The organism is Lactovum miscens (assembly GCF_014202895.1).
GTDB classification, from domain to species: Bacteria; Bacillota; Bacilli; order Lactobacillales; family Streptococcaceae; genus Lactovum; species Lactovum miscens.
On the sequence record NZ_JACHHV010000013.1, the window covers coordinates 19172 to 45873 of the forward strand.

The following is a 26702-nucleotide window of genomic DNA, read 5'->3' on the forward strand; positions in this document are numbered from 1 at the left end:
TGTTACTCTTCTTTATTTTCCTGTGTCAACTGAGTGAGATGTTCAAAAAACACTTCTGTGGTATTATACCCCATTTGCTTAGCTGAGAAATTTGATACTGCTGCCTCAATAATAGTAGATAAGTTTCTACCCACATTAACCGGTATTTTAAGCAGTGGCACAGAGACATCAACCAAGTCAATGCTATAGACATTTTCCCCGAGACGATCATATTGAGCTTCCTGATCATAATTTTCTAGTCGAATAGCTAAGTCAATTTTTGAAGAGGCTTTGACAGCACCAGTTCCAAAGAGAGTTTGAACATCAATTATGCCTACACCACGAATTTCAAGAAGATTACGTAAGATAGTTGGTGGCTCACCCATAACTGTGAATGCATCTTTCTTATAGACATCAACACGATCATCAGCAATCAGCTTGTGACCACGACGTACCAAGTCAAGACCTGTCTCAGACTTACCAATCCCGCTTGTTCCTTGAATAAAGACCCCAATGCCAAAAATATCCATAAGAACACCATGAATTGAAGTTCGTGGAGACAAGACTTCATCAAGATAACTAGCAATTTGCCCTGACAAACGGCTGGTTGGCTCATTAGACTGGAGAAGGGTAACATCACGATGGCGTGCTGCGTGAATCATCTCGATTGGTGCTTCTAACCCACGTGCCAAAATAACAGCAGGTGTTTCGGCAGCGAAGATTTTTCTTAACAAGTCAAAGCGGTTTAAGCCCACCTCGCGCATCATATAAGACCATTCTTTCATACCAAAAAGTTGGAGGCGTTCACCCTGAAAGTAATCAAAATAGCCTGTCATCTCAAGTCCAGGACGAGTAATATCAGATGATGAAATTTCCTTTTTTAAAGAACTTTCAGTTGAATAGAGTTCCTTAAAATTTATCTTTGCAGTTAAGTCTTTTACGGTTATCATATAGCTTTAATTATAACACATGCTTGCTTTTGGAAGAAAGTTATAAAAAATTTAGTTTAAAATATGTAAAGAAAAAGTCCCCTCTCGGGGATCTCTATTAAAAAATAAGCCTTTATTTTCACTTATAGATTCTACTTTCTTCCAGCCCAAGAGTTTAATGATTAAAGTCACAATTATCAGATCAACAATCAGCCATGGAAAAATTTCTTCAATTATAGCATGTCTAAGAACGAAAATACTGCAAATCGTCATTACCAATAACATTATAGAAAGCACAAATGCGAGATTAGTGAGCTTGTGGACGACCTGACCCAATTTATTTAGTTCTTCGTTTTCGCCAATTGGACTGTTTTCAGAATTTATATGAGGTACATACTGTTGGATCACATTGATAATAGCCTGAGGATTACCTACGCCGAGAACCATTTTAATTTCATAAGTACTGGAAAAGTGCATATTTATTTTAACCACTTATAAACATCTGAACTTGCATCTGATATTTTAACATGTTTCTTGGATAGCAATTTATCCATGTCTCAATTTTGGGGTTACAACATAAGTGATAAGGCCTTTCTTTACTATGAGTATTTCAAATAAGTTGTTAATTTTATTGTGGCAAAATTTTATGAAAATATCTTAAAAAGTATAAAAAAATTTATGAGTTAATATATTAGTATTTCAAAAGTTTTTACTTTCTATATTCTGATTTCACAACTTTCACAACATTTAAGGGCACTCTATGACTACAAGCCTACTGTAACATAGCCTTCTGCTCTTCTTATCATCATCCATAATCTCCTTTAATTAATAATATATTTACAATAGTAACAAAAGCCAAAAAGTGAAACGAACGATTTTATTTTTCTCATTGAATTTCTTTTTGTATTTGTTCAATACATAAGCTTAGATAGTAATGGCTGTAAAATAATATTGATAATAGCTTGGATTCATGACTTTTTTCCACAATGTCCCTTTATGGATATTTCTTTCTCAAATAAAAAAACAAGAAATTCTCCTTGTTTTTTTATAAATCTAATTTGTTAAAACTTACACTCTTTGCTTAATTCTGCTAATTGGTACACTTTTAAAAAATTGCACTTTTTTTACCACGAAAGTCTACAATTAAAAGGTTGGAACTTAAGAGTTCAGCCGTACTACGAAGCTCAATTAGATTATAAGATGTATTAATAACAGTATACATCTCATTTTGGAAGAAATAAGCACCATATCCCTTGTAATAAATTGGACCGAATTCTGAGCCGATTGTCCCATCAAATTCTTTTGGAATTTTACCCTTATCTACGGCTACAATGCGGTAGCGAGAAATACCACCTGCACATGCATCGACTTCAGTATTTTCCTCGCTTAATGTATGATCAAAATCAAAAGCCAAGTCAGCTTCGCCTAAATCTTTAATCTTAGTAGCAGTCTTTTCATCAAATTTAATTTTCATCCTATTCTCCTAGGTTCAAAAAAGAAAATCAGAAATACAAGTTTTCTTTTTATTTATAATAACCAATACTTTACAGATTGTTTTTTCTATTAACCCACTCTGTAGATAAAACCATTGCTGCTCGAGTCGCTTTGGTTTGGTCTAAACTATTCACCATAACAAAGTCATGAATCATTCCTTGAAAACGAACTTGTGTAACTTCTACACCAGCATCACGTAATTTTCTTGCATATGCTTCACCCTCATCACGTAAAACATCTGCTTCCCCATTCAAAATCATTGCGGAAGGCAAGCCTTTTAAGTCATCAATAGTTGCTTTTAACGGAGAAGCAGTAATTTGTGAACGTTCTTGCTCATTTGTTGTATATTGATCCCAGAACCATTGCATTCCTTCTTTAGTTAAAAAGTATTCTTCTCCAAATTCATTATATGATTCTGTTTCAAAATCCGAATCTGTCACAGGGTAATACAATAACTGTTGGTTAATTGGCAAGCCACTACGCTGTTTTGTCATAATCGTCATTACCGTTGCCATATTTCCTCCAACAGAATCACCAGCCACAGTTAAGCGACTAACATCAAATCCTTTACTTTCTCCGATATCAGGTAATTGTTGTAGGATAGAATAGTTTTGTTCAATAGCAGTTGGGTATTTTGCTTCTGGTGATAAACTGTACTCTGGAAAAACAACTACAGAGTTAGTTCTCACAGCAAGTTCTCGTATCAACTTATCATGTGTTTTAGCACTACCAAATACCCAACCTGCACCGTGGATATAAAATATCAGAGGTAATTTAGCGTAGTTTCCAGAAGGACGAATAAAGCGTACATTAATTTGTCCATACTTACCAGTATCCATTAGTTTATCTTCAATATCAACATCATATTTATTGACGATTGATTCTTGTACTTTTTCAAGTAGCTCACGACCATCTTTAGGATCTAGTTCATAGATACGAGGATGAGGCGCATTTGCCTCACTGAAATCAATTGCTTCTTTTTCTAATGAAATTCTTTTTTTCATTGTCAATTTCTCCTTTATTAAGTTTATATATTCATTATAGACGCTCACGATTAAATCGTCAAGGATTTAAGCTTGAACAATTTTATTATTTAGTTTATACTAGAAAAAATAAATAAAAGGTTTAAAATGACTCCAAATAAAAATTTAACTCCCTTAAGTGATCATCTTTGTTTTTCTCTTTACACCACTTCACGTGCGATTCAAAGATTGTATATTCCTTCATTAGAAAAGCATAGTTTAACGTATCCTCAATATTTAATTTTAGTGAGCTTGTATGATTTAGGAAAAATATCCGTAAAAAGAATAGGAGAGGAACTTGATCTAGCCAGCAATACTTTAACACCTTTGCTCAAACGTATGGAGCAACATGGTTTGATAAAAAGAGAAAGAAGTGAAGAGGATGAGCGAGTTGTCTTACTCACCATCACTGATTTTGGAAAAAAGATACGAGAAGAGTCTTGTGATCTTCCACAAATTTTATTAAACAAGTCCAGCTTATCAGATAAGGAGTGGAATGAATTAGCCAGATTACTAGAAAAACTTCATCAAGATACTAAAACATAATAGAAAATTTTATCCCAAAGTGTGGTCCTCCTTATAAATGAAATCATGTATAGAGGGGAAAAGGTATTCCAAAAAATAGTCTTAACTTGGCTTACTTCTATTTGTATTAAGTATAAGTTATAAATTGGTTTTAACTTTGTTAGAAACTATTTCTATTGTTGAAAAATATAATATGCTAATTATTAAAGATGACCAATAATTGTACTTCTTTTCTAATGGCTTTTTTTGTTTTTTGCTAAACTATATTTAATATATACATGAAAAAGTTGGTGTCAATATGGAGATCAGCATCAGATTATCTAGTGAAGCATTAAATGGGATTGCTGAACTAAAAGATTCCTATAATGGGAATAATCTTATGGATGAACTCAAAATTACAAATGGTGCTACAATTTGCCTAGCACTATTGGAGATTAAACAAAAAGCTTCACTCAAATAATACGACTGGGAGTCCGTTATATATGGTAATATGTTTCAAGGCAAAAATAATAAAGCTGAAAAATCAAGTATAAGAACAAGCCTAACACTTGATGAAGATGTAATTTCTGATATTAATCAATTAAAAATTGTATTCCCTCAATTCACTAAAACAAATATGTCACTACTTCCTATGTTATTAGAATCGTAGTAAGAGCTGCACTTAGTCAAAACAATTTAAATAAAAAATCTGATATCAATAGATATCAGATTTTTTATTTATTAACAATTGTACTTCTTTATTGACGTCTTTACTTTTTCTATTAATCTTAGTATAAAATTTGGCAAATTGTAAAATTAGTTTAGCCACCTGAAGCAAGAAAAAAACACCTGAATCTCTTATACTTGAGTTTGAAAGAACAAAAAGTAGAAAAGGAATTCAGATGCAAGGTTATTTTAACACAAAAGGCAAGGAACTTACTTATACAGAACGTCAGTTGATTGAACGTTGGCACAACAAGGAGAAGCTAAGTAACCGTCGGATCGCTCAGCGCTTAAATAAAGCCCCTCAGACAATTCATCATGAACTCAAGCGGGGACAGGTTCAACTGAAGACCAAGACAAAGTACTCTGCACATCAAGCACAAGAATTCCACAGCGCCAATAAGAGTCACTGTGGCCGACATTCTAAGCTCACGTCAACCCTCAATGAAACCATAAGTGCAGGTGTCAGAGATAAAAAATCATTAGAAGTCATTCTCCAAGAACTGACAGGTGTTTGCCTTCGCACCCTCTATCACTGGGTAGACAAAGGCTGGCTCGATGTAAAATACCATAATTTACTTTACCCTCATTATAAGAAAGCAAAGAAGCTTCGGAAAACACCCCCCAAGCGTCCCTATGGCTTGTCCATTGACCAACGTCCAGAGAAAATTAATCAACGTGAAGCATTCGGCCATTGGGAAATCGATACGGTGCTGTTGACCAAAGAAAAAAATGACTGCCTTTTGACACTCACAGAGCGCCAAACACGCTTCGAAATCATTCGTCTGATTCCAGATAAGTCTGCCCAATCTGTCAATACGGCACTCTTAGCACTTCAAGAGAAGGTTCAGTTTGAATCCCTCACGTCAGATAATGGCCGTGAATTCGCCCGTTTACATGAAGCAGTGACTTGTCCGGTGTACTACTGTCATGCCTATGCGAGCTTTGAGCGTGGAAGCAATGAGAATCATAACCGCATGATAAGACGTTTCTTACCCAAAGGAACAAAACAAACCACAGCTCAAGCTGTTGCCCAAATTGAGACATGGATGAATCGTTATCCAAGAAAAATGTTCAAGTATCAGACACCACTTCAGATGTATCGGGGTGGCTAAATTAAATTTGCAATTTGCATAGTATAAAATTTATTTCAAAATCATGAAAGGAGGTCATTTTTATGACTCTCAAACCAGTAATTTTTCCCCCCTAACTCTTGAAACAATCCTTGTTCTAGTCGATATAACAGAAAGAAATGAAATGGTAAAAAAAGAAGATGGTTCTTTTGATAAGACTGAAAATATCATAGGCTACAATTATGAGATTGTCTGCTTAGAAAGAAGGGAGTTTTTCTTAGAGTGGTACACCATAAATAAAAAATACGATGATAAAGAAAATTTGAAAATTTCCTCACAGCTTCAAAGTATTATTCAGCGAGATATGCAAAATCTTGCTAATACACTTTATCAAGATATTTCAAAAGTACAGCTCATCTCAAAAGATAAATTGACTATCCAAAAAGTTTAGAATGAATGGCACGATGATAGAGTTATGAAGAAAAAAGTAGCTCCCAAAACTATCGCAGGAGAAGTTGGAAGATTTAACAATCATATTACTCGATTTATTCCACATGATAGCCTTTTGAAAAATATTCATTATAAAGCTAATCCAAAGCTTACTTGATGATTTATATCCTATCGGAAATCATAAGCGCGTAGCCCAATCAATCAAATCTGATTTAAGCTCAATCTATACTTTTGCGATTAAGAAAAATTATATTTTACCCGAACAAAATCCAATGCCCTCTGTAACAATTGAAGAAAAAGGATTGAGTGAACAACTCGAACAGCTAGAAAATAGTAATATTCAAAATCATTATTTAGAAAAAAATGAACTAAATGAAGTTCTAACGATTGCCAGAACGTATAATCAGCAATATGCTCGAATTCTTGAATTTCAAGTGCTTACTGGTATGCGCATCGGGGAAGTTCTTAGATTAAAAACTTCTGCTGTCTCTTTTGACATCGCTCTAGCTACAATTAGGCAAACTCGTGCAACACATGGCGGAGCTTCCCAAGATGATTATGAGGGAGATGTAAAAAACAAACAAAGTTATCGTACCATTAAATTATCTCAAAAATGTTTGCTTCTACTCCAAGAAGAAATCGAAATCAATCAGCACCATATTATAGGCTACCCTGACTATAAAGATAATGGCTGGATATTTACTTCTAAGAATTCATATAAAAGCGATTATAATGGTACTCCTCTTCATTATTATTCCGTGATAAATAATTTTCTTAATTCTTTCGAAACTGGAAAAATTACTAAAACAGGTCACGTTAAAAAAATTGGTATAAACATTGATAATCTACTTAGCTTCAACAAGCATATAAGTCCTTATATTTTCCGCCATACATTTGTCAGCCATATGGCAGAGCAAGGAGTTCCATTGATTGCTGTTCAACGCTATATAGGTCACAAATCAGGAAGTAAAATCACAGAAGAAATATATACACATATCACAAAGAAAATGAGTGATACAATAACAGAATCAATAGACACACTGATTGATTAGCATTATATAGGACTTATCAAATAAGATACGTCCTATTTTTGTGGCAAAATGTGGCAAAGATTTTTGCAAGTCATCCTAGAAACATAAAGAAGCTTCAAATGCTTTTATAGCAATACCACAGTCTTATCGGATCTAAACTACTAATTCTAAGCCTTTTTATCATTCGTGGTAAAAGTGTGGCAAAACCTAAAAAATTGTACTAAAAAACGCCTGTCACAAGTGACAAACGTTGATTTAATCTTATTTTGTAAGCTAATTAAGCTTTGTTTGCTGAACCAAACACATCAATACGCTCTTCAACTGAAGTTGTAATTGCATCAAAGCCATCTTTCAAGAACTTACGTGGATCGAAGAGTTTCTTCTTCATGTATTCAGCTTCATTTGCATCAAATTTGTTAACAAACTTGCGTGTAGCACTTGCAAATACAAGTTGGCATTCAGTGTTAACATTGACCTTGGCAACACCATTAGCAATAGCTTCGCGAATTTGATCATCAGGGATACCTGAACCACCGTGAAGAACGATAGGAACGTTATGTCCCAATTCAGATACAAGTGCTTCATTAAGCTTTGTCAAGTGATCAATGTGAAGACCTTTCCAGTTCTCTGGATAAGGACCATGAATGTTACCAATACCAGCAGCAAGGAAATCCACGCCAAGCTTTGCCATTGCTACAGCATCCCCAATTGGTGCAAGCTCACCTTCACCGACGATTCCATCTTCTTCACCACCAATAGTACCAACTTCACACTCTACAGAGATACCTTTAGCATGAGCTTTTTCGATAATAATTGCAGACTTTTCAAGGTTTTCTTCAATTGGAAGGCTTGAACCATCAAACATCAATGAAGTATAACCAACTTCGATACATTCCAAAGCATCTTCAAAATGACCATGATCAAGATGGATTGCAACTGGTACTGTGATACCCATTGATTCTACAAGAGTCTCAATGATTAGTTTACACATTTTGTAGCCACCCATGTATTTAGCAGCACCCATTGAAGTTTGGATAAGAACTGGAGTTTTCTTAGCTTCTGCAGCGCGCAAGATAGCTTGAGTCCACTCAAGATTGTTTGTGTTAAAACCACCAATTGCATAACCGTTATCACGTGCGGCTTGGATAAACTTTTCAGCTGAAACAATAGACATTATATTGTTCTCCTTAATTTTTATTTACATCTAAAGTATAACATTTTGAGAAATATTTTACAAAAATATTTTTCCTGAAAACTTTCTTGAAAACATTGATTTTTTTCTGAAAAACAGCTTTCAGAAAATCATCTGAAAGTTGCTAAAAATTTATCCTTGTTTTACTTTTCCACCCCATTTAGAAAGGCCAGTCTTCAAAATATAAACATTTTTAAACCCTGCTTTTTTAAGTCTTCCAGCTGCGGCAGTTGTAAGTTTCATTTGGCTGTTCTCGTAAAGCAAGATATCGGTATCTTTACGAAACGAAGAAATAGATTCTTTAATCTGATTAGCTGGAATATTTCGAGCCCCCAAAATATGCTTTTGTCGAAATTGAGCAGGCTCACGAACATCAATCAACTGAGCATTTTCAGAGATTTTCTGATTAAATTCTAAATTATCAATAATTTTTGCAACTAAACGTGGGCGAATAAGTGGCCATATAAGCATATATACCACTAAAGCCACAATAACAATCCACTCTAAAATAACTATCCAATTCATACTTAATCCTCAATAAATTTTTTTGCCAAACTTGCTGCACCAATAATACCCGCATCATTTCCTAATGTAGCGAGTTTGATACTCGTTGTCTTTCTCACCGTTGGAAAGGTGAACTTCTTAAAATAGCTTTCAATTTGTTTTCTCAAGAACTCACCTGCTGCCGAAACACCACCACCGATTACAATTGAATCTGGATTTAATGTGTTCCCGAGATTACCACAGGCTAAACCGAGGTACATTGAAACTTTGTCTACTACCTTTGAAGCAAAGAGATCACCATCTTCTGCTGCTACAAAGATGTCTTTTGAACTCACTGATTCACCTGAATCAAGTGCATTCTTAATTAATGAATCACCTTCGAATTCTTCAGCCATTTGGCGAGCTACGCGAACTACACCTGTTGCTGAAGCCACCGTCTCAAGACAACCTCTAGAACCACAAGTACATTCAAAACCATCTTCAGGAACAACTACAATGTGACCAATTTCACCACCTGCACCAGCAATGCCATGAATAAGGTTGCCTCCAGCAATGATTCCCCCACCAACACCAGTTCCAAGTGTGATGAACACAACATCTGGATTATTTTCGCCAGCACCAACCCAGCGCTCTCCAAGAGCGGCAACATTAGCATCGTTATCAATGGCAAATGGCAACCCTGTCTCTGCGGTGATTACAGAGCCAACTTCTTGTGTCGTTTTCCAACCAAGATTGTATGCTCCTGTGACTGTTCCCTTTTCAATGTCAACAGAACCTGGTGACCCCATACCAACCCCGGAAAAGTCATTTTTATCAAGTTTATATATTTCAAGACGATGATTGATTGATTCAACAATGTCTGGAACAATATGCTTTCCTTCATCAAGAACATTCGTGGCTACGGACCATTTATCTTGAACTTGTCCATCAGCTGTTAAAATGCCGAATTTAATTGAGGTACCACCAAGATCGATTCCGATGATTTTCTTTGCCATTTTTTCTCCTTATTTTAGCAAGAATATGTGTTAATTACTTTTTAGATCTTTTTCTTTATCTTCTTCAATTCGAGCTTCACGGCGCAAAATGAGGTTTGCCGTAAAAAGTTCGGGGTCATTATCTTTAATGATCCCTCTCTTTTTAAGCTCTGTTAATTCCAATTTCATAAAATAAATCGCATCAAGGCGATTTGGCATTAAATTGATATAACCAAATTTTTTCATCCACTCTTGAACATCGAAAAGGCTTTGCATTTCTTTATTTTACAGTTTTTGATGAAATATTTCAAGCTTTGCAAGCACTTTCAAAATATACCCACTGTTTATTACACATATGCTAGAATTCACAAAAAAATTCATTGAATATTTCAAAATATATTTCAAACATGGTTATTTTAAAACCTTAAAATATTTGAATTTGTCTTTAGCTTGTATTTGATCGATATCTAATTAGGAGCCGTTTGCTTTTTAAAATTTGCACTTAAAAATAATCTACGGTTCAGTTTGGCAGAATACGCACTACTTTTCATAAGCCTATCAAATTAATATTGTTAATGCTATACAAATTAGAATTTTAACTCATGTGGCTAACATTAATTTTCATTTGACTTTCTTTTAGTTGATATGAGATAGAATTTTTTATTTTCCTACAAGAATTTTTATTTCACGCCTTGTAAATAGCAATAACCTTCTTGATCTAAGTATCATGAATTTATTTTTGAATGTTCACTTCTTAACAATTTTACTACTAGGTTTGATAACGGGTAACATTCATCTTATTCTGACTGAACCCTATGGGTCATACAAATTCAATCCATATTTAGATTTTTTACAACATCATGTATTTTTTATATTAAGATTATCAAAACAAAATAATAAATTTTACAAGCACTACTCAAATTAAATCTCAAAAAGAGTATGAGAGCTCTTAAAGAAAAGTTTATGGTCTTGATTTTATTACCAATCTAAACCTGGAATATCTAGCTCTCCTTGTTCTTCTTTAAAACCTGTTACAGTAATACCCAACAGACGAATTTCTTTATCTTCAAATTTAATTGTTTCTAAAATCTCATTGATTGCCTGTTCAAGTAATTCCTGATTATAAATAAGCTCTGGCATTTTTTTTCGTTTTGTAAAAGTTGAAAAATCATCATAACGAATTTTCAAGACTACAATGTTTCCAGAAGTCTGATGTTTTTGCAAACTTTCGGTAACTCTTTCGCTTAGTTTAATTAGTTCTTTCTGCACTTCAAACTCATTTTTCAAAAAGGTTGAAAATGTTTTTTCTTTACTAATAGACTTTCTAATCCTAGAGTTATGTACTTCTGAGTTATGAATTCCATTGGCCTTGAGATAAAGATACCATCCAAATACTCCAAGTTGTTGAGATAAAATCAATGGGTCCATATTCTGGACATCTTTTCCTTTAAAGATTCCTATTTCGTTCAGTTTAATGATTGAAGCTTTACCAACACCATGAAACTTTCCAATCGGCAACTCCGCAATAAAGTCAACAGCTTCTTCTGGTCTAATCACAGTTAAACCATGAGGTTTCTTAAAGTCTGAACCAATCTTTGCCAAAAATTTATTATAAGAAACGCCTGCTGAACTGGTTAACTGGAGCTCATGGAAAATATCATATTGAATCAACTTAGCAATTTTTACAGCTGAAGTTGAGTTAATTTTGTTTTCTGTCACATCAAGATATGCTTCATCAACCGAAGCCATTTGCACCTTGTCTGTGTACCGGTAAAAAATTGCTTCAACTTGCTTAGAAATACTCGTATACTTATTGTAATTGCCATGAATGAAAATTGCCTGTGGACAACGTGCATAGGCTTCCTTTGAAGACATAGCCGAATGGATTCCAAACTTTCTAGCCTCATAGCTACAAGTGGAAACGACACCTCTCCCTCCAGTTTCTGTAGGATTAGCCCCAATTATTACAGGCTTTCCTCTTAATTCTGGATTGTCTCTTTGCTCAACTGAAGCAAAAAAGGCATCCATATCAATATGAATGATCTTTCGTGACCTATCATTGATAAGGGGAAAAGTCAACATTGACATGACTAAACAGCAACAGGATTAAAGTTACCGATGGCTTTACCAACTATTTGAGGATTGTCTTCGTAAGGGATAAAACGATCTGGATATTTTTTATTGTATGAAACCAAGCGCAAGCCTTCTGTTTCACGATAGACTCTCTTCAGATAAGTCGTGTTACTTTCTGGAACGTAAACTGCGTAAACAGCCCCATCATAATCAAATTGGGTATCCTTTAGTAAAACTACAGAGTGGTTATCAAATTTTGGCTCCATAGAATCGCCATCAATCCAAGTCGCAATATCATAGCGAGGAAGATTTTGATCAGTTAAAATTGTATCATAATCCCCATCCCCAATAACTCCCGTACCCAGACCAGCTGAAACACGTTCGAAGACTTTAACCTCATAATAAGTTTTTTCTTCTTGTACAAAAGTTGAAGTAGAATCCTGTTCTTTAAGCTGCTTGGACGCAAAAGCTGTAACTAATTTCTGACGAAGAGGTTGTAACTGCTTGTAGAAATTAATTAGTTCACCAGCATCTGAGTCATCTTGCAGATAAACAGTTGACACGTGAAAGGCCTTTGCAATCTTCTCTAAATTATTTGCTGAAGGATTTTTTATATCTTTCTCCCAGTTTCGATAAGAAACTTGACTGACACCAACCATTTCTGCAACCTGCTCTTGAGTGAATTTATGCTCTTTGCGCAGAACTTCCAATTTATCACCGATACTCATATCATTTTCTCCATTTTAATATTAAAAAACTTCTGGTTAAATTATATAACCAAAAGTTTCCTTTGTCAACTGATTTTGTTAAATTTTATCTATCTATATTTTTATTCATAGGATGACTCAAAATATTGTTTCTTCTTCAAGAGTGAACTTTACATTACTCTCTATCCATTTACGGCGTGGTGGGACCTTATCCCCCATAAGAACAGATACACGTCGTTCTGCCTGTGCAAGATCATCAATTGATACTTGGATAAGTGTACGAGTCTCTGGATTCATAGTTGTCTCCCAGAGTTGCTCTGCATTCATTTCACCAAGCCCCTTATAACGCTGAAGTGTTCCTCCCTTGGTAAATTTCTTACGAAGTTCGTCAAGTTCAGAATCTGACCACGCATATTCTACTTTTTCAGATTTCCCTTTCCCTTGCGACATCTTATAGAGTGGAGGAAGGGCAATGTAGACCTTTCCCGCTTCAATCAATGGACGCATATAACGATAGAAAAAAGTCAGTAGAAGGACTTGGATATGAGCCCCATCATCATCCGCATCAGTCATGATGATGACTTTATCATAATTGACATCTTCTATGGTAAAATCTGCCCCCACACCAGCACCAATGGTATAGATCATTGTATTGATTTCTTCATTTTTGAGAATATCAGCCATATTTGCTTTTTCGGTGTTTATAACCTTACCACGCAATGGTAGAATTGCTTGAAATTTACGGTCACGGCCTTGCTTAGCTGATCCACCAGCTGAGTCACCTTCGACCAAATAGAGTTCATTCTTAGCTGGATTTTTTGACTGAGCAGGAGTTAGTTTTCCCGAAAGGAGGCCTTTATCCTTCTTTGATTTCTTGCCATTTCGTGTATCTTCACGCGCCTTACGGGCCGCTTCACGTGCTTCTCGTGCCTTAATAGCTTTACGGACTAAAGATTGAGCGATTTCACCGTTTTCCAGCATAAAAAACGTTAATTTTTCAGACACAATTGAGTCGACGATTGGACGAGCCAATGGTGAACCGAGCTTATCTTTGGTTTGACCTTCAAACTGAAGATGTTCTTCAGGAACAAGTAAAGAGATAACTGCAGTCAATCCCTCTCGATAATCTGAACCTTCAAGATTTTTATCTTTATCTTTTAGTAGACCTTGCTTACGTGCATAATCGTTCATGACCTTTGTCAATGCTGAACGAAAACCAGTCTCGTGTGAGCCACCATCTTTGGTGCGAACATTATTCACAAAACTCATTACATTCTCGGAATATCCATCATTGTACTGAAGAGCGAGTGAAAGATGGAACCCCTGCTCATCACCTTCAATATCCACAATTGATGTCAAAGTATCTTTGTCTTCATTTAAATAAGCTACAAAGTCCTTGACTCCATTTTCATAATGAAATTGATCTGTTTCGCCTGAACGCTCATCAGTCAATCTCATAGTGACTTCTTTAAGCAAAAATGCTGATTCTTTCAACCGTTCTTGAATAGTAGAAAATTTAAAATCAATTGTTGAAAAAATTCGATCATCTGGCATAAAGGTGACTTTTGTACCAGTGACTGATTTATTCGCCTTGCCAATCTTCTCAAGTGTTGTCACAGGGTGACCACCATTTTCAAAACGCTGAAGATATATACCACCGTCACGAGTTATCTCTACTTCTAACCAACGTGATAGAGCATTAACAACAGAGGAACCTACACCATGAAGACCACCCGATGTTTTATACCCACCTTGACCAAATTTACCACCTGCATGAAGCACAGTAAAAATTACCTCAACAGTGGGAATACCTGTAGCATGTATGCCTACTGGCATACCCCGGCCTTGATCTGAAACTGTCAAAGAGCCATCTTTATTGATTTGAACATCAATTCGAGTTCCAAACCCAGATAATGCCTCATCAACTGCATTATCAACGATTTCCCAGACTAAATGATGAAGTCCCGTACCATCGGTTGAACCGATATACATACCTGGACGTTTTCTTACAGCTTCAAGTCCCTCCAAGACCTGAATAGAACTGTCATCGTATTTATTAATATTAATATCTTCCGTCATACTGCGTTATTATATCACAATTTGTTTAGGGTCCTAATATGATATAATTTTAAATATGAATATAGTAATCGCGCTCCTCCTTGCTTATCTGCTAGGATCTATCCCTTCTGGTCTCTGGATTGGTAAGCTGATCTTTCACAAGGACCTTCACGAACATGGCTCAGGGAATACTGGGGCTACTAATACCTTTAGAACTTTAGGTGTTACAGCTGGGATGGTAGTCTTTATTATTGATCTCTTAAAGGGGACTCTTGCCGTCATGCTTCCAATGTCATTTCTTTTTGATATTAAAGGAATTTCCCCTCTCATTTTTGGATTACTTGCAGTATTGGGCCACACGATTTCAATCTTTGACAAGTTTAAAGGAGGCAAGGCCGTCGCAACATCTGGGGGTGTTATTCTAGGCTACCAGCCAACCTTTCTTCTTTTCTTATTGATCGTCTTTGTAATTATTTTAATTCTTTTCTCAATGATTAGTCTTTCAAGTATTTCGGCAGCTTTTGCGGCGATTTTCGGAATTGCAGTGTTTCCGGCCTTTCATTTCATCCTAAATAACTATAATTGGTTTTTTTCTTTGATTATCTGTATCATGTCGGCTGTCATTCTTGTTAAGCATCGTTCTAATATGAATCGAATTAGGGATCATCAAGAAAGTCTTGTTCCTTTTGGCTTCAATTTAAGTCATCAAAATAAACGAAATTAAAATTTTTATGACAAAAAGGAATCACATCAGACTGATGTGATTCCTTTTTGTTTTCTATTAATCTTATGCTTTTAAATAACGACGCATTGAAATGGTTGCTCCGAATGATCCAATGACCACACCGATTGCCACCAAACCAATTGACATAGTTGTAAGAAAGACCTCAGGCTTGTACATATAAAGCTCTTGAGTGGTCAATGAAGGTTGAACGCCTGCATAAACGATTCGATAGAGGAAGAACATAAGTACAATCGGGAGAATAGCTCCAAGCAAACCAACCCAAGCACCTTCTAAGAAGAAAGGCCAACGGATATAGGAATTCTTTGCTCCAACAAGACGCATAATTTGAATTTCGCGTGAACGTGACATGATCGTAATTCGAATAGTATTTGAGATCAGGAACATTGCAACAAAAACAAGCAAGAGTGCAAAGATTCCACCATAGGTCTGAATGTTGTTTGACAAGGCAAAAATTTGCTTCGTGTTGACACCACCATTATTAACATCAGAGATATCACTAATTTTTTTAATATCTGTTGTTATTTGCTGAACATTTTTTGAATCATTTGCACGAATAATATAAGCATCATAAAGAGGGTTTGCATCTCCTTTATAAAGATTCCAAACGCTACCTAATGAATCAGTCAAATTCTTAAGCTGTTCTTCTTTACTTGAAAATTTCAGGTTTTCAACATTCTTGACGGCCTTAACTTCGTTGTAAATTCTTTGATAATTTGGGTTCGGAATTTGTTTTGTCGCATCATTTGGGTCAGCAATAGTTTTTGATTGATCATGACTATCAAGCTTCATGTAGGCCACGATACGAACATTATTTTCAAGATTTCCAGCCAATTTTGTAGTATTTAAGATAACTGACATGAAGACACCTACAAGTGTCAAAGTAATCATTACTGATGAAACAGCGGCCACTGTCATCCAACCATTACGCTTCAGGTTCTTCAAAGAATCCCAGATATGTCTAAAAAATATTCTAATCATCGTATCCGTATCCTCCTTCTTCTTGGTCACGGACGATGTGTCCATTTTCAATAGCGATAACCCGATGTTTCAAAGTGTTTACGATCTGTGAATTATGAGTCGCCATCAAAACGGTCGTCCCTTGAAGGTTGATGCGTTCAAGCAAATTCATAATTTCCCATGAATTCTCGGGATCAAGGTTACCAGTTGGTTCATCTGCAATTAAAAGTTTCGGTGAGTTAGCAATTGAACGTGCAATTGCAATTCGTTGTTGCTCACCACCAGAAAGCTCTTCTGGGAAAGAACGCACCTTATGCTTAAGTCCAACAAGATCAAGAACTTCCATAACACGTTTACGTATTTCATAAGGCTTTTTCCCAACAACTTCCATTGCATAGGAAATGTTTTCAAAGACTGTTTTTTTATGGAGAAGTTTGTAATCTTGGAAAACAACACCAACCGAGCGCCGAAGTAATGGAATTTGACGTTTTTTCATTTTAATGAGATCAAAATCAACAATCTTTGCGGTTCCCTTATCGGGTTTTAACTCACGATACAGCAGTCGCATAAATGTAGACTTACCTGCTCCAGAAGGACCAACTAGATAAGCAAACTCACCAGGTTCAATATTAATTGAAATATCTCGAAGAGCAGTTGTACCATTCGAATATTTCTTTGTCACATTTCTGAGTTCAATAATAGGCATGAAGCCAAATCTCCAATCTAAGATTTTAATAATTATAACACAGGGACTATCAATTACTATTTCATTTTCATTACAGGAGCCTAACAGTTACCTTATAGAATCCTTGTAATAAAAGGCTGTAGACATTCTACAGTATCCAACTTTTTCAAAATGGAAATTGAAAATTTTTACTTATTTTCTTTACTCTTCTCGGCTAATAAGTTTTATAGAGTTAACCAACGTAAGTAAGCATCAATGAAACCATCAATGTCACCATCCATAACCTTATCAATTTGACCATTTTCATATCCTGTACGAGTATCTTTAACAAGTTGATAAGGCATAAAGACATAGGAACGAATTTGAGAGCCCCAGCTGATTTCTGATTGGTCCCCACGCAGCGCATCTACCTCCGCTTGCTTTTTCTCCATCTCAAGTTGATAGAGTTTTGACTTCAACATGTTCATGGCAATTTCATCATTTCCATATTGAGTACGATCAATGGTAGACTGAGCCACAAGTCCAGTTGGAATATGAGTATACCGGACACCTGTTGTAACTTTATTGACATTCTGTCCGCCTGCACCGCCTGCGTGAAAAGTATCTCGACGAAGATCCGACTTGTTAATTTCAATTTCTATCGTATCGTCAAGTTCAGGCATCACATCAATAGAAGTGAATGAAGTATGACGACGATTAGCCGAGTCAAATGGAGAGATACGAACTAGACGATGGACACCCTTTTCAGACTTTAAGTAACCATATGCATTATGACCCTCAAACTTTATGGACACTGATTTAAGACCAGCCACATCTCCATCTTGGTAATCAAGAATTTCCACCTTAAATCCGTGTGCTTCTCCCCAACGGGTATACATTCGCATGAGCATTGAGCCCCAGTCTTGAGCTTCTGTTCCGCCAGAACCTGGATGGATTTCAACAATCGCATTCATATGATCATAGGGCTTATTCAGCAAGATATCTATCTCAAAAGCTGAAATCTTGTCAATAAGCTCTTTAGTCATTTCTTCAAGCTCTTTATGGAGCTCTTCATCTTCCTCTTCTTGAAGCATCTCTAGAGTGGCTTCATTATTCTCAACCAACTCTTTCATATCATTATAGCCATTGAACTGAGCTTTTAAGGCGTTAGATTTATCAATAACTTTTTGAGCAGCAATGTTGTCATTCCAGAAATCTGGATCTACCATGTCATTGTCAAGCAAAGCAATATCTTCTTCAAGTCGGTCGAGATTGAGCGACTTAGAGAGTTCAATAATCTTGTTATTTTGTTCTTCGAGGATTCTCTTAATTTCGTGTAATTCCATATATTATATTTTATCATACTTTAGTTCAAGTTTTTTAAAAAATTAAAAAATGCCCTGATTTGACAAGGCTCAGAGCAATTTATAAACTTTATTTGGCTTCTCTTTGGGTTTTCTTCTATTTTCCAATTTATCAATAGCCCAATTTGCCGCATCAACAATATAGTCTCGATTATCTGTTGCAGCAATTTCCCTAAGTTTAGGAAGGGCTGACTTATCATTTGAATTTGCAAGTGCATAAATGGCATTTCGTTGAATAGGATTCTTTCCCCGCCAGCTTCCTGCCAAAATGCCAAATTTCTCTTTAAATTGACGATTATTTAAATCTTGAAGAGGAATTAATTCTGGGTTTACAAGTTCTGGATTTGATTCCATTTCAATATGGAAATGATTATCAATCCCACGATTATAGGGACAAACCAATTGACAAATATCACAGCCATAAATCACGGTCTTTATCTTTTCCCGATATTCCTCATCCATGATGCCTTTAGCCTGGGTTTGGTAACTCAGGCACCGAGGTGCATTTAAAGTGCCATCACCAATTAGTGCTTTGGTTGGGCAAAAATCAATACAGCGAGTACAATCTCCACAACTGTAATCTACTGGCTTGTCAGGTTCAATCTCAAGATTGGTAATGAGTTCGCCTAGATAAATCCAAGAGCCATATTCTTTGCTAATTAAAAGACCATTTTTCCCAATAAAACCAAGTCCTGATCGAGCTGCAACAGCAGTATCAATTAATTCACCCGTATCCACCATAGCCTTGTAATTAAATTTGCCGGCAATTCGTTCAATTCCTTCCGCAAGAGATTCCATTTTTCGCCTTAAGATGAAATGATAGTCTTCCCCCCAAGATGCACGAGCAAAAGATCCTCGTCGATATTCCGTCTTGTCCATCTTTGGCATTTTGGAAGGATAAGCCAAAGCAATTGAAATAATCGTCTTTGCATCTTCCACCAAAAGTCGAGGATGAAGGCGCTCATCTATATTCTTGTGTTCAAAACCAGAGCTATGCCCATTTTCTTTTTGCTTTTCCAGAGATTTGCGCAAATATTCAAAATTATCAGCTGTTGTAAAACCTATTTTTTGGATGTTTAAATCAGCAGCTAGTTGTTGGATAGACTCTTTAAGATTCATATCTTAATTTTAACATAGAAAAACTCTGTTTATAGCTTCATTATCGATTTTCTTGTATAATCACTTTATGAGTAAATTGGCGATAATTAGCGATTTTCATATGGATTCAAATCACTTTTCTGAAGAAGAACTTTTAGTATTTGAAGAAGTCTTACGAGAGGAGCAAGTTACTGATTTGCACTTTGCTGGTGATATTAGCAATGATCTTTATGGAATCAGCTTCCCCTATTTAAATAGGCTCAGTCGGAGTTTTATTGTGACTTATAACCTCGGTAATCATGATATGATTGGCCTAACAGAGAATGAGATTGATAAAAAAGATTTTCTCATAAAAAAATTAGGAAATAAAACTTTACTCGCCTTTCATGGTTGGTATGATTATAGTTTTTATGGAGGTGACCTTGGTAAAATTGGTCATTTCAAAGACAATTTTTATTTTGACCGAAAAATACATCGAGATTTTGATGATCAAATGACTACTGAAATTCTTTTAGAAAAACTCAATCAGGTACTTAATAGTCTTGAAGGAGACGTGATTGTCGCTTTACATTTTGTACCACATGCTCATTTTATCATTGACACGAGATATGAAAAATTCGAACGTTTTAACGCATTCCTTGGGTCGAAAACTTTCCATGAAACTTTCTTGAAATACCCTAATATCACAGATGTCGTTTTTGGACACATTCACCAAAGATACAACCCCACTGTGATTGATCAAATAAACTATCATGCCCGCCCTCTTGGTTATACTTATGAATGGGAGATATTGAGAAAATTTTTAATCAAATATCCAAAATTTCAGGATGATACAATTCGACAACCTAAAAAAAATTATAACCATATCAAGGAGCTAGTTGAATGGAAAGAATATAAAAAAGAGCATTTAAAAGATGAATTTCGATCAGCAATGACAACCTTTAATTTTTAAAACTAATGCATTTGTATGGTTTTCTATTTGTAAGCTTAAAAATATCCTTGAATAATATCCTTAGGGACAATGAATTTTGAATTATCGAGTGCCATTTTATTTAGCTTTCCTTTAATTTTTTAGCTTCAGTTTCATAAATATCTTGATGGACTTCAAAGTGTTCATAACACACAACTAGGTATTGGCATCAAGTAGTTATCTTTGATAAATTAGAAAATTGGTTCGATACTTTGGGAAAATGATTCTAGAATTTTTAAAAGATTGGGAATGATGTGGTAGAAAGAATTTGGGTGTAAAAGAAAAACCTCAAATCCGATTAAAGGGTTACGGCTTTAAGCTTATTTTCGATCTGATTAATTTGTTTTACAAAATTGTTATAGTCATCACACTCTTGAGGAATTTTGAATTTATAAGTGAACATTTCACCACTAACAACTTGAATGTTGTCCAGTTTCGTATAACCATTTTTATACTTACTTGGCTACAAAAAGCCACCTTTTCTAAACTCGTAGTCTCGTTACATTTTTGCAAGAATCATTAGGTGGGCGTCTTGCACGCTTTATTGCCCTCAAACTAGTCAATTTTCACTCTGATTCAAAATCATATTAACTATTCAATTTTTTACAGTTGTTATTATGTGCCTGCTCATGTCGGGGTTGCAACGATTACTTTTAAAAGGAGTAGTAATTTACCGTTCTATAAGAAAGGGTTAACTACTTTAAACATTAAATTTCCATTTGCAACCTGTTGGCAATTAATTATCACGGGTCCCATTATTCGTAGTATCATTAAATTCATTCATAAATAACTCAGGCTAGTCTTTTTCTAGCTAAATGAACGAAGATATATTTTATATTTCAGATTTACCTATTAGTATTTAAATTGTCAGAAAAAGGTCACCTAAACTTTCGTCATAAAATGGCATCATCCTGTCTTTAACTAACCAATATTGAAAAAATAGGATTTCCTATTGGTTTGAGTCTGTTGCTTGTTCTTTAAATGTCTTCGTTTTAGACCGTTTATTTATAAGTATAGTAGGATTGGTTGTTCATTCTTATTAAATACATTGAATAATTAAAAAAGAGCTTTGTGTCAAAACTTCTTATCCTACAACATCCTTAATTCTCATATGTTCAACACCATTTCTTTTTTCTTTAATAATATTATATCAGGATTTTAGGTATAGGTTGAGACTACATCAGTTTTTGGGGGGTAAAAAACTATTTTTTAACTTTTGATAATAGATTTTTTAACTGTTCTAAACTTTCCGCAAGCTTAGTAATGTCTTCTTGCTTTAATCCCTTAAACAGTTCATCAAATAGTTCAAACCGAGCCTCATTAATCTCTTGATAGAGTGCTTGACCAATGGGAGTGAGTGAAACTCTGTGAACCCTTTTATCAGAAGAGTCAGTCAACGAAAAAAGGAGTCCCTTAGCTTCTAATTTATCAACTTGTCGACTAACGGAAGAGTGATTTTTCCCTAATTGCTTCGCTAATTCTCCAACATTAAGGGAGTTTTGTCTCCCCACTCTAACAATGATAGGCAGTCTGTTTTTATCATAAGCAGCTCCTGCTTTTGTTAAAAGAATTTCATCTTGTTCTGGATCATTAAAGAAGTCAACGATAGCAATAAGAGATTCAAAAATTTGATTAATCATAGGTAGTATTATATACTAAATTAGTGCAATACGCACGCATTTAATTTAAGAGGAGAATCTTCAATGGGAGACAAAAAATAGGGCTCATTTTAGGAAGTAACCGCCCTAATCGGATAGGGAGCGATATTGCACAGTGGGTTAAACAAACGATGTGTCATCCCGCCTTAGAAATTGATATCATCGATTTAGCTCAAATCAATCTCCCTTTTTTAGATGAACCAGAAATACCCGCAAGAGGAAATTACCAAAAAGAGCATACCAAAAGATGGAGTCAGCTTATTCAAAAATATGATGGCTTTGTTCTCGTTTTCCCTCAATATAATTGGGGATATCCAGCTGTTTTAAAAAATGCAATGGATTATTTGTACATGGAATGGGAAAACAAGCCCGTCAGTTTAATGCCTTACGGGGGACATGGCGGATTTCAAGCACTCATTGCTATGAAACTTGTAACACAAGGCTTGAATATGTATAACATGTCCGTCAATCCACCGTTAAATATTTCGAAGGAGATGTTTAATGAAAAAAATCAATTTATTGATATTAACGCCTCCTTTGGTTCTATAAGTCCACAAGTTAAAATGGTCTCAGAAGAATTTATTCATCTGTTTTCCCTAAATAATCATCATTCATAGAATAAAAAATAGAGAATCTCTTATGAATCTCTATTTTTGTATTAGTACACCTTTGTTCTTATGCTGTTTTCCACACTTATTACATAAGTGAGTTATGGAATGATTATGGTCATTAGATTTCCTTTTTATAGATTGGAAGCAGAACCTCATCTACAAGGGCAATGATATCTTTATCTGTAATCGGATCGCCACCAATCATGATATGATAGCGTAATATTTGAAAAGGAAGAACTTTTGCAGTTTGCCCAATAGTCTCGCGTGCTTCTCCACGCTCTTGAGCCCGTGCAAGAATTCGTTCAACAATAATAAGATTGTTGTTCGTAATTTCAGAAACCATATCATCCAAAATTCCTTTTCCTTGTGATTGTTCGAAAAAGATAAACGACAAAAAATTTTTGGGATAAAGCTTTGAATTTTCTCTCGTGTAGGTCGCCATCGTAATGAGATCCTCTCGTAGGCTTCCCGTGTTGAAAACTTGATCAATGACTGCCCCATGCCAATTTGGATTTTTTTCAATGTGATACCGGGCCGCCTCATAAATCAGACTAAAATTATTATCCCAGTAGCGATAAATAACACTGCGGGTTGTATGTGCCAACTGAGCGACATTTTGAAAGGTAACCGCCTCATACCCTTTCTTTTCCAAAAGATCAATCGTTGCATTATAAATTGCCCCATTTAACTCAGATCCTCTTCTACGTGATCTTCGGGAGGGGACAACAGAAGATTGTTCCTCTATTTTTCTCTGCTTTTGCGTCATTTTCTTCTCCTAAAATGAAGATTATTTTCTACGGAATATATCTTATTCTTTCGTATTCATTTTATCAAATATCACAAAAAATCACAAATAAAGATCTTCTTGTCTTCTTTATATCATCTTACAATCAGCTCAATAATGCTATTCTTTTGTTAATTAGATACAAATAGTTTCTTATTTTTGACAAAATAAAAAAATAATTTTATAATGATTTTTACAAAGATAAGATACAGAACGTATCTAGTTGTTGTAGGAAGGATTTATAAATGACTAAAAAAGTAAAACAGGAAAAATTGCCGAAGGAGCTCACTCGAATTGCGTGGATTCTCGTTATTGGAGCGATCCCAGCCATGCTAGATTCAACCATGGTGAATATCGCCATTAATAAGCTTCAACTTGATCTCAATACAAGTCTAAATATGATTCAATGGGCAATCACAGGTTACACTTTAGCACTAGCTGCTGCTGTACCAATTACTGGTTATCTCATGAATCATTTTGATGGTAAGAAAATTTTTGCCATCTGTGTTGCTCTTTTCGGCGCAGGATCAGTGCTTTCGGGATTCGCATGGAATGTGGATGCCTTCATCCTTTCACGAATGGTACAAGGATTTTTCGGAGGAATCCTTGTTACCTGTCTCACAACACTTTTATTTGCAGTAACTCCCAAAGACAAGATCGGACAACTCATGGCTGTTGTGGGAACACCAATGATTTTAGGACCTATTTTGGGACCAGTTATAGGTGGCTTCATCGTTCAATACCTGAATTGGCACTGGATTTTCTTTGTCAATATTCCAATTGTTATTATTGCGGTTATCTTGATCTGGCATTACCTCCCCAAAATGACACCACTCAATCCTACCTCCAAACTAGATTGGATAGGAACGTTGATTTTGATTACTTTTTCAAGTAGTTTTATGTATGGAATTATCAAAGGATCTGAAGCGACACATTTTTTCGAAAGCCATGGAATGTGGTTGTTTTGTGGAGTGAGTCTTATTTGCCTTGTAGCTTATATCATTTATGATTTATTAAGAAAACATAATACCGTCATGCCCTTAAAATTCTTTGAATCACGGAATTTTACAGCGGCAAATATAGGTATTTTCCTAAATGGACTTGCGGTCAATGGAGCTATGTTATTGCTTCCCCTCTATTTTCAAAATGTTCGAAATTTCACAGTGGTTGAAGCAGGAATGATTTTGATTCCCCAGGGACTAGGAATGCTCATAACACGACCACTTGCGGGGAAATTCATTGATAAAGTTGGAGCTCGACCAGTTGTCCTTGCAAGTATTGCTGTTTCGCTGATAGGATCTGTTCCACTGATTTGGTGGGGAAGCTCAACAAACATCTGGTGGATTGTGCTTATCCTTTTTATCCGTGGTCTTGGAATTGGTGGTGTTTTCATGCCACTCATGACCGATGTCTATATTGGAATTGAACCCAAAGATGTTCCTGGTGCAGGAGTAGCAAATCGAATGATTCAAAACGTGGGCTCAAGCTTTGGTTCCGCTGTAATGTCAGCGATCGTGACAGGGATTGTCTTGAATTATATGACAAGTCATACTAGTGTTAATGCTGCAAACCTTGCTAAAATAACGGGTTATCAAACGGGATTCCTTGTAAGCTGTATCGCTCTTGCAGTTATCGCCATCCCCGCGCTATTCCTCACAAGCAAACACCAAAAATCTAAAATCTCTTGAGGCTACCTACTTTATTAAAGGATAAGCAACTGCTTCATTAAGGAAAATAAGTGTACGAACTTCGATTAAAATGGAGAGATTATTGAAGCATTCACAAGACTCAGTAGTAAAAATAAAAATCAATAAAATATCTGCGCTTGTATCACGAATATTTTTGCATATCAAAATAAGGTTCTTCACTAGAAAAGCCTATTTGTAGCAATGCACCGCTATTAGATCATTATTTTATGCGTTATTATCATAGGTGAGCTATGGGATGGTATGCATATCGCTATTTTATCACAGGCGACTATCAATATTAACGGCGCAACTAAAAAAGTAAGTGTCAAATAATTAGCCGTATATTCTAAAAATTGATTTTTTGTTTATACGAAAAGGCCCACCCTGAGTTTGTTAGGACCAAGGTGTGCTTGGTAAATTGAACGCTAGTCCAATTGATCACCTTTTTATCTATATCAAGACCGCTTTTAGAAGTACATTATGACTTTTTTTCAACCACGACTCGATTTTTTCAATGTTTCTTAAGGTGGCTCTAAACAAATATGAAATTTACCGTTTCAGATCAAATATACTATCAAATAAGTTTTGCCAATTGATTAACTTGTAGTCTCTAATAAAAGGCGTAATTGAGAGATTTCACCCTCAGTTATACTTGGAATATTACTCCAAGTGAACATCTTCTGCATGAAACCTTTATTCTGCTCTTTTAACAGATCCAACTTAGGCTGATGAAAGGTGATGGTGTAGTCTAATTGTTTGAACAATTTACCAATATATTTTGTATATTGTCTGATGAAACTAAAATTTTTGCAATCATAAAAATCTTCGAGAACTAGTTCACTCATCATAGTTCCCAACTTATTAGATTTTACAAGCAAGTGTTTGAATATTGGATCGCAATTGATGTACTGCTTCCAAAACAAAACATTCATAACCGTTATTGCTCGAATGGTTATAGAAGTACGGTTAAATTATTCAATTTCCAATATCATTCAGAACAAGCCTTCCAAAAGAAAATATTTTACTTATAAAGGAAATAATGGATAATTAAGACGAATGATTATATAAAAAAAATACAAAATCGGTGACTCCTTCCATTTAATTACTACTATCATGCTACTTTTAAAACATCAAAAAAGACAAAATCGTAAGGACTTTGTCTATAATCTGAGATCCACGTTATAAAATAAAAATAGATCTATCAACAATATTTTTAATAATTTACTTAATATTATTATTTAGGCAAATTGCAAATTTAATTTAGCCACCCCGATACATCTGAAATGGCGTCTGATACTTGAACATTTTTCTTGGATATTGATTCATCCAAGTCTCAATTTTAGCAACAGCCTGAACTGTTGTTTGTTTTGTTCCTTTGGGTAAGAAACGTCTGATCATGCGGTTATGATTCTCATTGCTTCCACGCTCAAAGCTCGCATAGGCATGACAA

26 protein-coding genes and 1 pseudogene are annotated in these 26702 nt (G+C 35.3%); 9 read left to right on the top strand and 18 right to left on the bottom strand.

Features of this window, described 5'->3' with window-relative positions; translation table 11 throughout:
* Positions 1–2: 2 nt before the first annotated feature.
* The 4 genes from hprK to HNQ37_RS04575 form a co-directional block, all read right to left on the bottom strand.
* Positions 3–929: an HPr(Ser) kinase/phosphatase gene (gene hprK / locus HNQ37_RS04560; protein WP_183539745.1), complete on the bottom strand. Its 927-nt coding sequence runs from the start codon at positions 927–929 to the stop codon at positions 3–5.
* Positions 930–980: 51 nt separating this feature from the next.
* A complete protein-coding gene (locus HNQ37_RS04565) occupies positions 981–1355 on the bottom strand; it encodes a hypothetical protein (RefSeq protein WP_183539747.1) in 375 nt (124 codons plus the stop codon).
* 658 nt (positions 1356–2013) lie between these two features.
* Positions 2014–2382, bottom strand: coding sequence for an iron-sulfur cluster biosynthesis family protein (locus HNQ37_RS04570; protein ID WP_183539749.1), 369 nt, complete (start codon positions 2380–2382; stop codon positions 2014–2016).
* 70 nt (positions 2383–2452) lie between these two features.
* The gene (locus HNQ37_RS04575) at positions 2453–3406 is read right to left on the bottom strand and encodes an alpha/beta hydrolase (RefSeq protein ID WP_183539750.1); all 954 of its coding nucleotides are present in this window, start codon (positions 3404–3406) and stop codon (positions 2453–2455) included.
* A 126-nt stretch (positions 3407–3532) separates the two neighbouring features.
* On the opposite strand from HNQ37_RS04575, the gene HNQ37_RS04580 reads away from it, so the two are divergent.
* The 5 genes from HNQ37_RS04580 (at position 3533) to HNQ37_RS08505 (ending at position 7226) form a co-directional block, all read left to right on the top strand.
* On the top strand, positions 3533–3970 hold the full coding sequence (locus HNQ37_RS04580; RefSeq protein WP_183539751.1) for a MarR family winged helix-turn-helix transcriptional regulator: 438 nt from the start codon (positions 3533–3535) through the stop codon (positions 3968–3970).
* A 277-nt stretch (positions 3971–4247) separates the two neighbouring features.
* Positions 4248–4409: a hypothetical protein gene (locus HNQ37_RS04585; RefSeq protein ID WP_183539752.1), complete on the top strand. Its 162-nt coding sequence runs from the start codon at positions 4248–4250 to the stop codon at positions 4407–4409.
* Positions 4410–4830: 421 nt separating this feature from the next.
* Positions 4831–5766 (top strand): IS30 family transposase, encoded by a 936-nt coding sequence (locus HNQ37_RS04590; protein ID WP_183539753.1) that lies wholly within the window; start codon positions 4831–4833, stop codon positions 5764–5766.
* Between the two features lie 43 nt (positions 5767–5809).
* The gene (locus HNQ37_RS08500; protein WP_246415598.1) at positions 5810–6175 is read left to right on the top strand and encodes a hypothetical protein; all 366 of its coding nucleotides are present in this window, start codon (positions 5810–5812) and stop codon (positions 6173–6175) included.
* Between the two features lie 271 nt (positions 6176–6446).
* Positions 6447–7226, top strand: a complete 780-nt coding sequence (locus HNQ37_RS08505) for a tyrosine-type recombinase/integrase (RefSeq protein WP_246415599.1) — start codon at positions 6447–6449, stop codon at positions 7224–7226.
* Positions 7227–7482: 256 nt separating this feature from the next.
* Here the strand turns inward: HNQ37_RS08505 and HNQ37_RS04600 are convergent, their stop codons facing one another.
* The 7 genes from HNQ37_RS04600 to parE all read right to left on the bottom strand — a co-directional run bounded on the left by HNQ37_RS04600 (position 7483) and on the right by parE (position 14734).
* Positions 7483–8379 carry a class II fructose-bisphosphate aldolase gene (locus HNQ37_RS04600; protein ID WP_183539754.1) on the bottom strand — a complete coding sequence of 299 codons (897 nt, stop codon included), beginning with the start codon at positions 8377–8379 and terminating at the stop codon, positions 7483–7485.
* A gap of 150 nt (positions 8380–8529) precedes the next feature.
* Positions 8530–8922, bottom strand: coding sequence for a rhodanese-like domain-containing protein (locus HNQ37_RS04605; protein ID WP_183539756.1), 393 nt, complete (start codon positions 8920–8922; stop codon positions 8530–8532).
* Positions 8923–8924: 2 nt separating this feature from the next.
* Positions 8925–9896, bottom strand: coding sequence for an ROK family glucokinase (locus HNQ37_RS04610; protein ID WP_183539758.1), 972 nt, complete (start codon positions 9894–9896; stop codon positions 8925–8927).
* 30 nt (positions 9897–9926) lie between these two features.
* Positions 9927–10151 (bottom strand): YqgQ family protein, encoded by a 225-nt coding sequence (locus HNQ37_RS04615; protein WP_183539760.1) that lies wholly within the window; start codon positions 10149–10151, stop codon positions 9927–9929.
* A 702-nt stretch (positions 10152–10853) separates the two neighbouring features.
* Entirely contained in the window at positions 10854–11957 is a 1104-nt protein-coding gene (gene dinB / locus HNQ37_RS04620) for a DNA polymerase IV (RefSeq protein WP_183539762.1), read from the bottom strand.
* Between the two features lie 8 nt (positions 11958–11965).
* The gene (locus HNQ37_RS04625; protein WP_183539764.1) at positions 11966–12676 is read right to left on the bottom strand and encodes an XRE family transcriptional regulator; all 711 of its coding nucleotides are present in this window, start codon (positions 12674–12676) and stop codon (positions 11966–11968) included.
* Positions 12677–12793: 117 nt separating this feature from the next.
* Positions 12794–14734 (bottom strand): DNA topoisomerase IV subunit B, encoded by a 1941-nt coding sequence (gene parE / locus HNQ37_RS04630; protein WP_183539766.1) that lies wholly within the window; start codon positions 14732–14734, stop codon positions 12794–12796.
* 55 nt (positions 14735–14789) lie between these two features.
* Between parE and plsY the strand changes: the two genes are divergently transcribed.
* The gene (gene plsY, locus HNQ37_RS04635; RefSeq protein WP_183539768.1) at positions 14790–15437 is read left to right on the top strand and encodes a glycerol-3-phosphate 1-O-acyltransferase PlsY; all 648 of its coding nucleotides are present in this window, start codon (positions 14790–14792) and stop codon (positions 15435–15437) included.
* 63 nt (positions 15438–15500) lie between these two features.
* Here the strand turns inward: plsY and ftsX are convergent, their stop codons facing one another.
* The 4 genes from ftsX to queG form a co-directional block, all read right to left on the bottom strand.
* Positions 15501–16436, bottom strand: a complete 936-nt coding sequence (ftsX, locus tag HNQ37_RS04640; protein ID WP_183539770.1) for a permease-like cell division protein FtsX — start codon at positions 16434–16436, stop codon at positions 15501–15503.
* Positions 16429–17121 (bottom strand): cell division ATP-binding protein FtsE, encoded by a 693-nt coding sequence (gene ftsE, locus HNQ37_RS04645; RefSeq protein ID WP_183539772.1) that lies wholly within the window; start codon positions 17119–17121, stop codon positions 16429–16431. Before ftsE ends, ftsX begins: the two co-directional genes overlap by 8 nt.
* A gap of 203 nt (positions 17122–17324) precedes the next feature.
* Positions 17325–18425, bottom strand: a complete 1101-nt coding sequence (prfB, locus tag HNQ37_RS04650) for a peptide chain release factor 2 (protein WP_183539774.1) — start codon at positions 18423–18425, stop codon at positions 17325–17327.
* Between the two features lie 69 nt (positions 18426–18494).
* The gene (queG, locus tag HNQ37_RS04655) at positions 18495–19562 is read right to left on the bottom strand and encodes a tRNA epoxyqueuosine(34) reductase QueG (RefSeq protein ID WP_183539777.1); all 1068 of its coding nucleotides are present in this window, start codon (positions 19560–19562) and stop codon (positions 18495–18497) included.
* Positions 19563–19629: 67 nt separating this feature from the next.
* Here queG and HNQ37_RS04660 point away from each other — a divergent pair, with 67 nt between their 5' ends.
* On the top strand, positions 19630–20493 hold the full coding sequence (locus tag HNQ37_RS04660; protein WP_183539779.1) for a metallophosphoesterase: 864 nt from the start codon (positions 19630–19632) through the stop codon (positions 20491–20493).
* Positions 20494–21713: 1220 nt separating this feature from the next.
* Here HNQ37_RS04660 and HNQ37_RS04665 read toward each other — a convergent pair.
* The gene (locus HNQ37_RS04665; RefSeq protein WP_183539781.1) at positions 21714–22151 is read right to left on the bottom strand and encodes a MarR family winged helix-turn-helix transcriptional regulator; all 438 of its coding nucleotides are present in this window, start codon (positions 22149–22151) and stop codon (positions 21714–21716) included.
* An 86-nt stretch (positions 22152–22237) separates the two neighbouring features.
* On the opposite strand from HNQ37_RS04665, the gene HNQ37_RS04670 reads away from it, so the two are divergent.
* On the top strand, positions 22238–22786 hold the full coding sequence (locus tag HNQ37_RS04670) for an NADPH-dependent FMN reductase (RefSeq protein ID WP_343066570.1): 549 nt from the start codon (positions 22238–22240) through the stop codon (positions 22784–22786).
* A 112-nt stretch (positions 22787–22898) separates the two neighbouring features.
* Here the strand turns inward: HNQ37_RS04670 and HNQ37_RS04675 are convergent, their stop codons facing one another.
* Positions 22899–23546 carry a TetR/AcrR family transcriptional regulator gene (locus tag HNQ37_RS04675; protein WP_183539783.1) on the bottom strand — a complete coding sequence of 216 codons (648 nt, stop codon included), beginning with the start codon at positions 23544–23546 and terminating at the stop codon, positions 22899–22901.
* 263 nt (positions 23547–23809) lie between these two features.
* Here HNQ37_RS04675 and HNQ37_RS04680 point away from each other — a divergent pair, with 263 nt between their 5' ends.
* On the top strand, positions 23810–25252 hold the full coding sequence (locus HNQ37_RS04680; RefSeq protein ID WP_183539785.1) for an MDR family MFS transporter: 1443 nt from the start codon (positions 23810–23812) through the stop codon (positions 25250–25252).
* A gap of 1260 nt (positions 25253–26512) precedes the next feature.
* On the opposite strand, the pseudogene HNQ37_RS04685 reads toward HNQ37_RS04680, so the two are convergent.
* Positions 26513–26702: pseudogene (locus tag HNQ37_RS04685) on the bottom strand (IS30 family transposase); the annotation flags it as partial.